The organism is Microbulbifer maximicatervae (SeqCode) (assembly GCF_052468295.1).
In genome coordinates, this window is record NZ_CP174340.1 from 1394358 (window position 1) to 1407928 (window position 13571).

A 13571-nucleotide genomic window follows, 5' to 3' on the forward strand; every position below is an offset into this window, starting at 1 on the left:
GATAGTGAAAGAAAAGGATATCTTTAAAATTTATAACTCTCTTTAAGTCTGAGCTTGTAATCAAGCTCAGCTAGTGAAATGTGAGTTTGGTTCTAAATTTTAATCTCACTTGGTTTCGGATAATAAGTGCAATTGGCAAGGGAGGGCTCAGCTGGTAGAGTCGGCACCTCTCCCGACCAAGAGAAAGGCACAGATGAGCTACTACCAAATGAGCGAGAACGAACGATACCAGATTTACAGCTTAAAAAAACCCGGACACTTGGCAGAATTTTGCAAAGGATACTGACTTTAATAAAGTAACAGACGAGCAGGTTCAATTTGTAATGGGTCGCTTGAATAGTAGACCAAAAGCGAGTCGGGGTGGAAGGTTACCGAATGAGTTATTTATGGATCTGCAAGATGATCTGCTTGTAGTATAAAACGATTGCACTTAATAGTTGAAACCAAGTTTTTTTCAAAATTCACCTGGGAGTATTTATGCCTCACTGTGTTATCCAGTGTCCTTCTAACCTACTTGAGTTGGTAGATGTTGATAGCTTACTGACTTCTATCCATGCCGCTGCAGATCAGTCTGCACTGTTTGAGTCGGGGGATATTAAAGTTCGTTTGTTACCTGTCGAGCACTATTTGGTTGGACCTGAACCAGCACCGTTTGTACACCTGGAGTGCAGTCTGCTTTCAGGTAGAAGTATTGAGCAGCGACAAAGCTTGGCTCATTTACTAGCCAAGGCCCTATGTGCAGCCGTGCCCGATGTGGAGATGGTTTCTGTAGAGGTCCGCGAGATCGTGCGAGCTACATATTGTAATCGCGCTGCATTGGGACTTGCAGTGTAGCTTATTTCCCGTGTTTAAGAATGCCGGGGTGAACTACGAGAAAGCTTCGGCAAAAGGTACTCATTCGCACAAGTGGAGGGCTTGGCCCCCACTTGTGCACTTTCAAGCCGGTTAGAGGCAGTAGCCCCCATCAACCTTCAGGTGTGCATTTCGCATACCGGCTGAGTGATCTGTGGCCAGGTAGTGGATTGCTGGCACTATGTCATCTACCTCAAGTGCCCGGCCCAGTGGCGTTACCATCATACTTTCTGCGAGACTTTGAATGTCTGATTGGCTCATGCCGGCTTTTTCCTGGATTTCGGTCAGGGTGATTCCGGGGCGTACGCTATTTATACGAATTCCCCTCACCGCTAACTCCGCATTCAGGACCTGGGCATAACCTTCAATGGCAGACTTACTCGCGCTATAAGCGGAAGTTCCCGAAAAGGTTTTCTCTACGGCAATACTTGAAAGCAAAACCACGCTGGAGGGGTTATTCATCACCGGTAGTAATTTTTGCAGCGTGAAAAAAGGTCCCTTCACATTGATATCAAAAGTGTGATCGAAGAGGGCTTCATCGGTTTCCTCAAATATCCCAGGCTTGAAAATACCGGCATTCAAGATAAGGGCATCCAGTTTAACCTCATCGTTTTGTAATTTGTTTCCCAGTTGCTCAATTTGATCGAGTTGTCCGCTATCACATAGGTGGCAGGTCAGCTGGCCGCTACTCCCAAAGAGGCCCGCGATATCCTCGGCTGTTTGTTCCAGTTTTTCAGCGTTTCGGCCCGTGATGATGACTTGCCAGCCCTCGGTTAAAAAGTGCTTAGCTGTTGCGAGTCCAATACCGGCAGTGCCACCAGTGATTGCGATGGTTTTTGTTCTCTGCTGGTGTCCCATAGATCCTCTCTTGCGATTGTAATGGTGCAATGAATGGCAGTTGCCAAGATTAGGCTTAGGAGGATATGTTGTTATACTGGTATCAATAAGGCACCATTAGGGTAACACTTTGATTCTAATTTGGAAGCAGTGAGGCAGAATGCAGCATCTACATCAATACTTGGGACATTTGTACATCTTCCGGTTGGTCATTGAGCAAGGCAGTTTTCAGGGGGCTGCTAATCAGCTGGGCTTACCTCGCTCATCAGTCAGCAAGAAGCTGGCACAGCTGGAGGGGTTTGTTGATCAGCGTCTATTGCATAGAAGTACGCGGCAATTGCGCCTTACGGATGCCGGTGCTGCTTTGTTGGAAGCAACGGAGACTATGGCTCAGCTAATGAGCAATACCGAACACCTGATCCTCTCCCACCAGGATGAAGCTGTTGGTAGAGTTAAGATAAGTTGTTCTACCTTAATGGGGCAGCGGTACTTATTGCCATCCATACCATTACTAAAGCAACGCTACCCAAAAATTACTTTTCAAGTGAACTTGAGCGATAGGATTGTGAACTTACTGGATGAAGGCGTTGATATTGCTATTCGCACGGGGCACTTGCCGGACTCTTCATTGGTAGCGCGCCGAATAGGTGAAAAGCGTTGGGGGTGGTTTGCCAGCCCGGATTATTTGGCGAGTTGGGGGGAGCCTAATTCTCCAGATGATTTAAGCCAGCATCAATGCTTAGTGTTTAGTAACCAAACAACAACCATTGATCACTGGCACTTTTCTAACGATGGTAACGAAATAAAGACTGTTGCCATTGATCCGGCGATGGTGGTCGATGATGGCCGTACATTGGTTGAATTAGCTACAATGGGGCAAGGTATAGTTATGATTGATCCTCTTCTGGTGCGCAAGGAATTAGCGGAGGGCAAGTTGATGTCTATCTTTCAGCAATGGAGAAGCCCTGAGTTGCAACCGATCCATCTAGTGTGCTTGGGAAGGTCTATAAGAAGTAAAGCGGTAGAGGTAGTTTGGCAGGCATTGGTTGAGAGCTTGCAGAGGGATTTAATTCACCCTTAAAAGCAAATATGGTAGGGTTTTACGTATCATCTCTTTTTTTTGAATTTCCTGAAGCTTCTTTCTTTTCAATTCACCTTTCTCTTGGTAGTAGCGCTTGTCGACATATCTAAGCAGTAGCCATAAGACAAGCGCAGCAACAATGTCAAACAGGTATCCTTTTCCGTACATGCTATGTGCGACCCGCTGCTGGCCAGATTGATACTCTATTCAACCAATCTGGCCTTTTTAGAAACCTGATTATTAGTAGGCAAAATAGGGTAGGTAGGAACTCCAGTCGGTCCATACGAGCTGCTGGACAGTACTATTCACACCATTGGTTTGCGTAAAAGTTCCATTGGCCGGCTATAGCAAGGCTGTTGCGCGATTCGGTCGTGCATTTCGTATGATTAAAGAGGAACTGGTATTGTTTAGAGTAACAGCTCTGATCTTGCTTTATTTGTCATCTGTAGGTATCTATTATTTTGAGAGCGCTGCTCAGCCGGAACAATTTAAATCTATCTTTCACAGTTTGTGGTGGGCAGTTACAACCTTAACCACTGTGGGTTATGGTGACATGTATCCAGTTACTCTCGGTGGGAGAATATTTACTTTCTTTGTGCTTTTGATTGGTTTGGGGGTGGTTGCAATTCCGACAGGTCTTGTCGCTTCTGCCTTATCTAAAGCCCGGATTGAGGATGTAGAAAACGATTAATAACAAGCGCTATTAGGCTATGGCCTCTTGGTCTGTGAGGCCATCCCAGGGTATTTAATTGAACTTAATCGCTTTACTATTGATAAAGAGGTGGGTATCAACGGGTGTAGCACTGGAAACGGTTTGAAGTGACATACAGGCCTGCCGGCAACAATGCATGAATTTTACAAGTTTTTCTTCTGGCTCATCACTTTCAACAATCAAGTGTATTTCCACTCTATCCCCCTTGCCAAAGACTTCTTCCGGTTTGATACCCCCAAAATTCAAAGTGGTTGAGAACTCAGTTTTTTGCTCTAGCCTTACACTTTTTAATTTGATCCCGCCAAGTTTAGCCAGCATTTCGATGTGAGACATCATGCAAAGGGCTAGCCCTGCAGAGAAGTACATAATTGGAGATGGAGCGCTGCCTCTACCGCCGACGGCTGTGCCTTCATCACAGATAAGCTCCCATGTTCCACCATTAGGAACGTTGGAAAATATGGTGGCTTTTTTTAGGTGATGCCCCTCAGGCATTTGTTCGACATTAATATGAGCGTGAAACTTCAGCAGCTCGCCTTGTTTCACCTTATCGAGATGAGGGGGAGGGAAGGTTACTTGGTGTGCATCCTCGTCCAACTTGCGAACGATGGTAGAACTCGACATTTCCCATTGAATTGGGTCCATTTCGAGGCTCCTCTGTTTTTGTGTCTCGACTGGAGGGTCGAGTAGAGTTGATTTGTGCACCCCTGCGGAGTTGGGTGGCAACAGCTTTAACAAAGGAGGTTAGGGTGAGAAGGGCTATATCCCCACTTGTGCCTTAAGAGTACTGGCTCTTTAGTCCAGTAGGGGGAGCGCGGTAAAGAGCGCGAGTTCATGCGCGTAGGCCAGTGCATCATTCTTGGAGTGGAAGGCCTGCGCCTGGATACTATTGCTACCGTTATTTTGGCGGGGGACCAATATTACCTGCCAGCTGGAGTGGCTACTTTTACGGTCTGTGGTATGGGGTGAGTAGGAGACAACCTTAACCCCCTTGAACGCCGCTAGCGATTGCCTCTCGGTCCAGCTATGCCAGAGGGCTTGTCTCTTGGAAACATAGCTTTTTGATTCTCCATCAATGTAATGTGTTGCCCGAAATGAGAATGTGATTACTGCGAGAAGAGTGCAGAGAGCGGTGGCCAGCCAGGAGATGGTGGAGCCCCCATCGAGAGCAAAACTTAGGCTGACAAGTAGCCAGGTCAGAGTAAACCCACCAAAGATATAGATTGGTACTTTGTTGGACTGCAGTTCCATATGTGCTGCTTTCCTATTTCCCATAAATGTAAAATTAGGTGCCAGATTTCAACCTCAGTTAGTAGGCCGCTTATTTTTATTTAGCTGATTGAAGGAAGCATACGACAGCTATCTGTTACGGCAGGGCAAAAGTACTCTTTTTGTAGGGTCTTTATCAAGTGGATAGCGTAATTTGTAGGGAGATCAAGCTGTGGCGGTTATCTTTTCGGTAGGAAAGAGGCCCGTTATGGGCCTCTCCAGGGGGAGATCTAAGAGGAGCGTGCTTTAAGGGCTTCGCGCAGCTGTTCGGCCATGCCTAACAGCAGGGACTCAGTAGTTTCCCAATCGATACATTTATCGGTTACCGAAACGCCATACTCCATATCGCTCAGGTTTGGCAGAATTTTCTGGTTGCCGGCTTTCAGGTTACTTTCCACCATAATGCCAATAATCGACTGATTGCCATCGAGGATTTGGTGAGTCACATTGTCGACCACCAGGGGCTGTAATTCGTGGTTTTTATTGGAGTTGGCATGACTGCAGTCGACCATAATGTTTGGCACGATATTGGACTTACGCAGCTCCTGCTCGCACATTGCAACACTCACTGAATCGTAATTTGGCTTGTCATTGCCCCCGCGAAGTACAACGTGACCGTATGGGTTGCCTGCGGTGTGGATAATCGCAACTTGACCGTGCTTATTGATGCCGAGGAAACGATGGGGGTTGGCGACCGATTGAAGGGCATTGATAGCCACCTCCAGGCCACCATCGGTACCATTCTTGAAGCCCACGGCAGAGGATAGGCCGCTTGCCATTTCCCGGTGAGTCTGTGACTCTGTGGTTCGCGCGCCAATGGCAGACCATGAAATTAGGTCCTGCAGGTACTGAGGGGAGATTGGGTCTAGTGCTTCTGTTGCAGTAGGCAGTCCTAGCTCGGCAACATCCAATAGCAGCTTGCGGCCAATATGCAGCCCCTCCTCAATCTTGAAGGAGTCGTTCAAGTGAGGGTCGTTGATCAAGCCCTTCCAGCCAACAGTGGTGCGGGGCTTCTCAAAATAGACGCGCATTACAATTAGCAGGGTATCGGAAACCTTGTCCGCAATCGCCTTCAAGCGCTTAGCATAATCCATTGCGGCGTTCACATCGTGAACGGAGCATGGCCCGATTACCACCATCAGGCGGTGGTCTTTGCGATCTAGGATGTCGCGCACGGCGGCGCGTCCTCCAGCGACAGTCGCCTCGGCGGCATCGCTAATGGGGAGTTCTGCTTTCAGAGTCTCCGGGCTGATCAGTACTTCCTGGGAGACAACATTTAAGTCGTCGAACTGCTGTGTGGTCATGGCGTCTTCTGGTTTCTCTATTCCTTAGTGCCGCGCTGCACCTGCAGGCGGAGTACCTATCCTACTTTGCCATCAAGAATAGGGCGAGGGTTTCATTTGCAACCAAATAATTGGCCTTCTTTTGGGATGGCCATTTACTAGGGCCCCTTAGACTGGTTGGTGCAATGCGTTAGTAGAGAGTGCCCATTGCCGCCATCTTTAGCAGCCAAATGGTGGCAGATGGCATTAGCGCTTCTATGGAGTATGCAGCCAGAAGCGCAGTATTCAGAGAGTTCCTTACAGAGTAATAGCTGAAAACAATTCGCGAGTGCCAGGAGTGGGTGTCACTCGAGACAAGCCGCGGATAATTTTAATTAAGGATGGTCGATAGTTAACGTCACCGGGCGGTATTTGATTTAGCTAAATTAGCGATCTAAATCATTGAATAAGCTACACCGGCGCTGAAATTGGCGAGCAAGCTGTCTGTGAATCCCAGGATTATATCTGTGTAGTTTGCGAAGCTAGTGCTCGAGAATAGAGCCGGCTATTGCCTCCTATATGAGTCTCAAAGCTTCCCCATAAAACGAAATAATAAACTGATCAGCTATGTCTTGCATTTCAAAAAGGGCTCGCAAGTATTTTCAACTAATTCTGTAGTTATCGCAAACATCCATGTGAACAGTAATTGTCATTTCTGAGCATTACAGGTTCTAATTTGATGAGAATCTTCTCTGCTAGACATAAAGGTGTACTTATATCAAATTGGGCTTTTTGTAGGAGCTAAAATGTAGTCAAGTTGATGATTGTTGCGAATAAATTTTCTTTTTTCGGTGCGGATCGATTCCTACAAAATGTAGAAAATTGGCTTGCCTTTTCTTTGTAAGGGGTTAGGGTTTCGTATTGTGCAAAAATAGGAGTATTAATTTTTGTGGACACTCACCTCTATCCATGTGATCAATAATTATTTTTTGATTGCGGGTGAAAAGAGCATAATTATATTTTCAATCTTTCGAAGCTGGGGTTGTGTCTTTTTCCTGTATTGGTTAAGCAAAATTTATACCTTCTTACTTTTAATTGACTAGGCTGTGTTGTGAATAACTAGAGAAGTTATGCCCAACGCTTTGCAAAAGATTTACTGCAAGAGCCTTGTTTATAATGCTGTGATATGGTCTGCAAAACCTGAGAGATAAAGAAGCGTTTTTTTAAGTGCGACTTGGTTAACCGTCTAACCTGTCTTGTCGTACTCTTTCTGATATCAAATATATTTCCAACATTGGCAGCAAGCTTAGGGTCCAGTGTCTTGGTAGATGTTGAAATACTCAAGATATGCCTTAATTGCCTGATGAATGAGCATGGGAAGCTAACTCAAGGGAAGGCTAAGTTAAGTGCACTTATAACGCCTTGCTTTCGTTACATAGCTAGTTATCAAGCCTCAAGAGAAGACTGATAATTTTCTATGTTCTATAAATAGCCAATAGATTTGTAAGCCTTAGTAGTCAAAAAGAGCCGTCGTGGAAAAGTTAAGTAAGTCAATAAATTTTAGTGGTGGCTTTAATTTTAAGTCAGGGTGACTCAATCAAAGAACTGGTTCACGGTACCCGCGAGGAGATACGGATAAGCTTCGTTTGTTAATTTCAGTATTTCTAAATGACAAGTAATGTTTATACGTATCAGCAAAACAAATCGCTCCGAAAAGGCATTTAAGGCCCCCCTCGTATTATTATTAAGCGCACTACTTTTTGGCTGTGGTGGCGGAGGTAGTAGTAACGATGAGACGACACCGCAAGAGAACACTGGCGGTGATAACTCGGGTGGTGGAAATTCAGGCGGTGGAAATTCGGGTGGGGGAGTGGTAGATACCCCGGATGAAGGTGATGATTCTAACACGCTGCCCATTGCCAATGATCAGTTGGTACAGATGGCCGCACACGGCCGACTTGCAAAATCTATATTTCTTGCTGCGTATGATGAAGATCTGGATTCTCTAGAATATTCTATTCAGTCGGAGCCGGCGCATGGCACTTTAACAGGAAGTGGGCGTCGCTGGGAGTACCTCCCTGCAACAGACTTTACGGGTACTGATAGCTTCTCATATCTAGCGTCAGATAGTAGTGGTGCTAGTAATATTGCGACAGTTACTATTGAAGTTGCGGCAAATGATTGTGCCAGCGATTTCCTGGATGGACCAGCTGACAGCCTTCTGGTGCATGTCCCGTCTCACTTGGAATTCCGTGATGTAGCGGGTGGAAATTCTGTGATTGTTGAGGGTACTGCGCTAACAGAAAGTGCATCTTCGGATCCAGATGTAGAAGGGCGCACAATGTTTGTCAGTCGCAACGACTTTAATAATGCAGACATGACGGTGGCTCTTCCTGAGAAAGATGGCCTCGCGCATTTTAGCTTGTCTTTTAAGTTCATCCCGGATAGTACTGAAGACGATGAAGTGATGGTGAGATCAATTGCCGATACTAATGGTGATAATAACTCCGGCAGCTTTTATATAGGCATCAGTGATGAGGTTGTTGTAGGGCAATTGGGCGGCCAAGACAGCCAGCAGTTTTCTAACGCAGAAAGTACTTTAAAAACCCGTAGCTGTAATCATGTCGCAGTTACGGTCGACAATGGCACGCTAACCGTGTACGTAAACGGTGAGGCTTCTACTTCGATATCTGTTGATGGTGATAGCTATCCTTACTTGGGCGACATGCTGCAATTTGGGCCCTTTGCGGGAAAAATCTGGGATGCGCGACTCTATGAGCGTGTGCTGACATACGATGAAGTCATGGACCTGGGTGGCAGTAAGTGCAATGAATCCATGATTGCTACCAGCCCCTATGATGGTTACAACAACTATCTTTGTTCAACGTACCAGTGCCAATGGTGGTCGGATGATACCGACAAAACCATGGCTAATTTTGAGCATTATATTGTGGCTCAAGAGCGGGTATGGGAGAGGAATATCTTTGAAGCCGGCATGTATGGAAAAGGCGAGCTTTGCACTTACTTCAGTGATGAAGGTTCCACCCGTGATTTAGAACTCAATGACTCAATTAGTAATACGTTCGTTAAGAATTACACCCTGGAGGATAACCCGCTTACCCAGTCTAACGCCCAGCACTGGATGCATGAGAACTTCCACTCCTATCAGGGTAAGCTAAACAGGGTTACAGGTGAGTCCAGTGGTAAGTACACCCTGGAATCCTCCGCAAGCTGGGGCGCGGATCACAATATCCCGGGCGTTAAAGATAGCTTGCTGGGTTACTACACCCTCCACCCACATATTACCCTTTGGGCCATTCAAGACTCTCCCGTCGATCACCAATATGGTTATGACTTTAAAGGCGGGCATCAGTACGGTGCATATATTTTCTGGTCTTGGCTGACTAATTATGCTGTGAGTAAGGATCTGATGGGAGGTGTATTCCGTGACTCCAGGGATGGGCTCAACGACCTGGAAGCAGCGGATGCCTATCTAACAGCACAAGGGCACGATATGAAGGCCCTATTTGCAGATTTTGCCGCACAAATCACGACCTGGGATATGGTTGAGAGTGAGGCCTACCAGGTATCGGAGGCAGCCTCTTTGAGTCGGATGTTGAGTGAGCACCCTGATGCCAGCACCCACGATAATAAGTACACTCAAACATTTGATCAGGAAGGGACGGGTAACAGCTGGACTGATATGGATACCGGTTTTGTACCAGGCTCTTGGGCTTTTAATGCCTTTAAGGTAGAAGGTATTACTGAAGACAGTAACTACACCATTGCGGTTAGGGTTGATGCTGAAAATAACCCAGCTCATGCGGACTTCCGTGGTCGTGCAGTGGTTTACAACCCATCTACTGGCTCTCGTAGCTATTATCCATTTGATATTGATAGCTCCGGGGAAGATTCAAGTACCGTAGTACCGGTACCTGCCAATCATGAACTCTATGCTCTCGTAGTCACAACTCCTGACACCTTCAGGGATTTTGAGTTTTATGATTATGATTTTGCTATCTATCCATCTGGTGGTGACGTAAATACCGATCCAGTGGGTGATACTTCATATGAGGATGTTGTAAAAGTTGTGGTTATGGCAGGCCAGTCCAATATGGAAGGCAACAACACCCGGTTAGATCGCTTGCAAGAGCTGATTTGTCATGCCAATGCAGATTACACCTACGGCGATGTCGACTGTGGTTCTACGGCGATTAGTGATGACCAGATAACAGAGCAGTTTATCAATAATAGTGATTCGCTAGCCGATTATAACCAGAGACTTAGCGATGATAACGAAGATCCTGTGGTGCAGAAGCTCGGGCAATTCCTCTGCCGTGCAGGCAGTCTCGATTCCCATACAGGTGAAACCTGTGATAGCCGTAACTTTGATCTGACTGACCGACTCTTTGCCACCATCAGTAGATATTACTTCTCCTCTAGCGATGGCTCCTATGGGTACAATTACGATGCCTGGATGCAAATGAGTACTGCTATGGAGGTAGCTGAGATTTATACTGATGGTCACCTGGACGCAGCTCTTGAAGGTGCACGAGACGATATTACTGTACTGCAGTATCAGGGTTCATTGAATGATACCGGTTCTCTCTCCTTCTCTGAGCGCCATGGTGAATTGTTCCCCAATTACGGCGTGTCTACTAACCGCTATGGACCAGAGCTCACTTTAGGGCACTACCTCGGTGAAGAGACTGAGAACGATCTGTTGCTTTTAAAAGTGGTTCAGGGTGGTACTGACCTGAGAGTAGACTGGAAGGTCCCTGGCTGCCATGACTCCGCCGCTAATGAGTGGACCCAAGATGAGGAAAGTCAGGAGTCTCTTTACTCTGCGATGTTGGAGAAGATTGAGGCCCTGCGCGACCCTGAAGTCTTGGCTGGTTACTTTCCGCAGTATGAAAATAAGTCGATTGAAATCGATAGTTTTATCTGGTTTCAGGGTTGGAATGATGGAGGGCAAACTGTAAATGAAAACAACTATGAGGCGAATTTGACCTGTCTGGTGAATGGCCTACGGGAAGCGCTAAATGATTATGACGTGCCCATTGTTATTGCTAAAAGCCACTATGGTGATGCCAGTGGAGCTATCCAGTCTGCCCAACAGTCTGTTGCAGACAACATCTACAATGTTGAGGCTCATGAAACAGATGATCTCTCAGGTTATTACCATTTTGATCCAGCGGCGCATTTAGCGATAGGTAAGAGAATGAAAGAAGAGATGGATAACTTACATTGATTTAGGACTCATTTACAGGGGTTAAGTAGTGGATAAAACCATCATTCTTAAGGTTTTATCCGCTCTGGCTTTGCCTTAAAGGCTTACAAGTTAACTCCAATATACTCTCAGGTTGCCTTGCTTTGGTATATCGCTTTGCCTAGGCCAAGCGAGGTACCTAAGACCTAATTTAAGTCGTTCATTCCTCACATTATTACAATTCCTTCAACTCATCGCTGCCTTTTTCTGGACCGGGAAAGGTGGTAGTGCTACCAGTAGAATTTTCCCTGATTAATGGCACTTACTACTCGTAGCGAAGCAAAACAAGCTTTACTTTATTTTGTGAAAACGCACAGCCCGACTAGAGTTTAATCTTTATATATGCGGCTAATTATTTACTTCTACAACTGGAGGCGAATGACATATGGGAATTTTGTTAAAAATTTTCGAATTACTCACCCTCTTCAGATATTCAAGTTGATACTGTGAGCGTTGGAGTATTGAATCACAAGGGGCAAATTGATCTTTAACATCTCGTGAGTTGTATTTTAGGAATCCTCACTTCCTAGGTGTGAAGAGTTAATAGTTTCTATCCTAATAGAAAGTTATGAATATCATTTGTGAATTGATCTAATCGCAACCCTTAATACCTAACATGGATTCGTGAGGTTGTAATTGTACTTGTATGTAATCGTGCTGACCCATCACAGTAGGTTAGAGTATGAATTTTAGCTAGGCATAGCCATAATTTATTGCTATGCGATGGCGGCGTTTCAACCAGGAATGGTGATAAAGATGAGCAGGTCGGTACATGCTTTAATAATTAAGTTTGGTCTTGTTCAGGCTGGAATATCAGCTATAAGTGGGATGATTGCTCCGATTATATTCTTGTTGTTTATGAGTAAAGGAATCGAGCTTCATGAAATGGGTATATTGTTGGCAGTAGCAACAATATCCACTGTTGCTTTAGAGGTCCCGTTTGGAGCGCTTGCTGATAGATACGGGAGAAAAAAGACCTTTATAGCTGGCGAGCTGGTTCTACTGTTTGTAGTGATAGGTTTTTGGTGGTCGTCTAGCTTTGCGGAATTGATTGTATTTATGATTCTTAATGGATTGTCTATAGCTCTTTTCTCTGGAACTATTGATGCACTTTTTGTTGAGCAGTTTAAAGTGGTTTCTAGAGATGGTGAAACAAACTTGATGGAAGCCCAAGCTTCAGTAAATATTTTCCAGATGATTGGCTTAGCTGTTGGGGCAGTATTTTCAGGACTTATCCCAGTATGGTTTTCATTTGTAAGTGATAGCTACGATTTTATAGGGTTTTATGAGGTGGGTTTCGTCTTTCTTGTTCCTTTAATATTAATACATATGCTTTGTACTTTCTATTTTGTTGGTGAATCAGATTCTATGGGGGAGCCAGTTGGTTCGAATTTTTTCCGCGAGGTTCACAGTACCATTAAGAGTGCTTTTGATGTGATTGTTGAGAATCCAGTCTTTAAACCACTTTTATTAATTGACTTCATAAGCGGGGTCGCGTTCATTAGTTTAGAGCAACTTTGGCAGCCAATGCTTTCTACTTTAGTCGACAGCAAGGAAAGTCTTTGGTTGTTTGGTATTCTATTTGCGTTAAATTATGTTTGTATGGCGGTAGGGCAGGGATGCTCCATTCCCTTGTCAAGAGTTTTTAAAAATAATTATTCGAATATGCTATTGGTGCTTGAGTTCTGTACAGGACTACTATTTTTTATATTTGCAATTCAAAGTGATTTGTATGGTTTTATAGTTGTATATTTACTATTGCATGTTGTTGTTGGGATTTCGATGGCTCCAGGATCGGCAATGTTTCACGAGAAAATTCCAGAATCTAGAAGATCAACAATGCTATCGGTGAAATCTTTAATTGCACAAGGGGGTGCGACGGCAGGGGCTTTAGTGGCAGGGTATACAGCTCACTATTTTAGTATTTCTATTGCGTGGTCTATTGCTGGATTTGTGTTTATTATTTCCTCTTTCCTTTATCTATTGCCGTCTATCTCGAACTTGTCAAAAGATATGGCTATTGTGCTAAACAAGAGGTTTCAGCCACAACCCGAGTAGTACTTTCTGCGCTCAATAAAAATCTGAGTTGATGGTATGTAAATAGCTATCAATATTTTATTGATATGTGGGCTCTGAAATCTGGAATGTGCATTAATTGATGATGAGAATCTTCCTATATCCAAGTTGTATATCTCGTGCGTATAGCAGTTCATTGAATCTAGTGAGTCTCTGAATAATTCCTCAAATTAATCCAGGAATTAGAAATTAATCCAGAGAAATTAATCCAGGACA

The 13571-nt window shown here is 44.9% G+C and carries 9 protein-coding genes and 1 pseudogene; 6 read left to right on the forward strand and 4 right to left on the reverse strand.

Features of this window, described 5'->3' with window-relative positions; translation table 11 throughout:
* Window positions 1-263: 263 nt before the first annotated feature.
* Window positions 264-419 (forward strand): annotated as a pseudogene (locus ACJJIQ_RS06505) (IS30 family transposase); the annotation flags it as partial.
* A gap of 58 nt (window positions 420-477) precedes the next feature.
* Window positions 478-834: a 5-carboxymethyl-2-hydroxymuconate Delta-isomerase gene (locus ACJJIQ_RS06510; protein WP_445364073.1), complete on the forward strand. Its 357-nt coding sequence runs from the start codon at window positions 478-480 to the stop codon at window positions 832-834.
* Window positions 835-945: 111 nt separating this feature from the next.
* Here the strand turns inward: ACJJIQ_RS06510 and ACJJIQ_RS06515 are convergent, their stop codons facing one another.
* Entirely contained in the window at window positions 946-1710 is a 765-nt protein-coding gene (locus ACJJIQ_RS06515) for an SDR family NAD(P)-dependent oxidoreductase (protein WP_445364074.1), read from the reverse strand.
* Between the two features lie 139 nt (window positions 1711-1849).
* Here ACJJIQ_RS06515 and ACJJIQ_RS06520 point away from each other — a divergent pair, with 139 nt between their 5' ends.
* Both ACJJIQ_RS06520 and ACJJIQ_RS06525 read left to right on the forward strand, forming a co-directional pair.
* Window positions 1850-2770, forward strand: coding sequence for a LysR family transcriptional regulator (locus tag ACJJIQ_RS06520; RefSeq protein ID WP_445364075.1), 921 nt, complete (start codon window positions 1850-1852; stop codon window positions 2768-2770).
* A 382-nt stretch (window positions 2771-3152) separates the two neighbouring features.
* A complete protein-coding gene (locus ACJJIQ_RS06525; RefSeq protein WP_445364076.1) occupies window positions 3153-3461 on the forward strand; it encodes a potassium channel family protein in 309 nt (102 codons plus the stop codon).
* A 54-nt stretch (window positions 3462-3515) separates the two neighbouring features.
* On the opposite strand, the gene ACJJIQ_RS06530 is transcribed toward ACJJIQ_RS06525, so the two are convergent.
* The 3 genes from ACJJIQ_RS06530 to ACJJIQ_RS06540 all read right to left on the reverse strand — a co-directional run bounded on the left by ACJJIQ_RS06530 (window position 3516) and on the right by ACJJIQ_RS06540 (window position 6052).
* Complete coding sequence (locus tag ACJJIQ_RS06530; protein WP_445364077.1) at window positions 3516-4124, reverse strand: OsmC-related (seleno)protein; 609 nt, start codon at window positions 4122-4124, stop codon at window positions 3516-3518.
* A 150-nt stretch (window positions 4125-4274) separates the two neighbouring features.
* A complete protein-coding gene (locus ACJJIQ_RS06535) occupies window positions 4275-4730 on the reverse strand; it encodes a hypothetical protein (protein WP_444957471.1) in 456 nt (151 codons plus the stop codon).
* A 248-nt stretch (window positions 4731-4978) separates the two neighbouring features.
* The gene (locus tag ACJJIQ_RS06540; RefSeq protein ID WP_445358206.1) at window positions 4979-6052 is read right to left on the reverse strand and encodes a 3-deoxy-7-phosphoheptulonate synthase; all 1074 of its coding nucleotides are present in this window, start codon (window positions 6050-6052) and stop codon (window positions 4979-4981) included.
* Window positions 6053-7688: 1636 nt separating this feature from the next.
* Between ACJJIQ_RS06540 and ACJJIQ_RS06545 the strand changes: the two genes are divergently transcribed.
* Both ACJJIQ_RS06545 and ACJJIQ_RS06550 read left to right on the forward strand, forming a co-directional pair.
* Window positions 7689-11261 (forward strand): sialate O-acetylesterase, encoded by a 3573-nt coding sequence (locus ACJJIQ_RS06545; protein WP_445364078.1) that lies wholly within the window; start codon window positions 7689-7691, stop codon window positions 11259-11261.
* 774 nt (window positions 11262-12035) lie between these two features.
* A complete protein-coding gene (locus tag ACJJIQ_RS06550; protein WP_444897543.1) occupies window positions 12036-13337 on the forward strand; it encodes an MFS transporter in 1302 nt (433 codons plus the stop codon).
* Window positions 13338-13571: the final 234 nt, after the last annotated feature.

Excerpts from the sequence above, each read along its gene's own strand:
- ACJJIQ_RS06515 (WP_445364074.1), bottom strand. The coding sequence starts at position 1,710 with ATGGGACACCAGCAGAGAACAAAAACCATCGCAATCACTGGTGGCACT.
- ACJJIQ_RS06525 (WP_445364076.1), top strand. The coding sequence starts at position 3,153 with ATGATTAAAGAGGAACTGGTATTGTTTAGAGTAACAGCTCTGATCTTG.
- ACJJIQ_RS06535 (WP_444957471.1), bottom strand. The coding sequence starts at position 4,730 with ATGGAACTGCAGTCCAACAAAGTACCAATCTATATCTTTGGTGGGTTT.
- ACJJIQ_RS06530 (WP_445364077.1), bottom strand. The coding sequence starts at position 4,124 with ATGGACCCAATTCAATGGGAAATGTCGAGTTCTACCATCGTTCGCAAG.
- ACJJIQ_RS06545 (WP_445364078.1), top strand. The coding sequence starts at position 7,689 with ATGTTTATACGTATCAGCAAAACAAATCGCTCCGAAAAGGCATTTAAG.
- ACJJIQ_RS06520 (WP_445364075.1), top strand. The coding sequence starts at position 1,850 with ATGCAGCATCTACATCAATACTTGGGACATTTGTACATCTTCCGGTTG.
- ACJJIQ_RS06540 (WP_445358206.1), bottom strand. The coding sequence starts at position 6,052 with ATGACCACACAGCAGTTCGACGACTTAAATGTTGTCTCCCAGGAAGTA.
- ACJJIQ_RS06550 (WP_444897543.1), top strand. The coding sequence starts at position 12,036 with ATGAGCAGGTCGGTACATGCTTTAATAATTAAGTTTGGTCTTGTTCAG.
- ACJJIQ_RS06510 (WP_445364073.1), top strand. The coding sequence starts at position 478 with ATGCCTCACTGTGTTATCCAGTGTCCTTCTAACCTACTTGAGTTGGTA.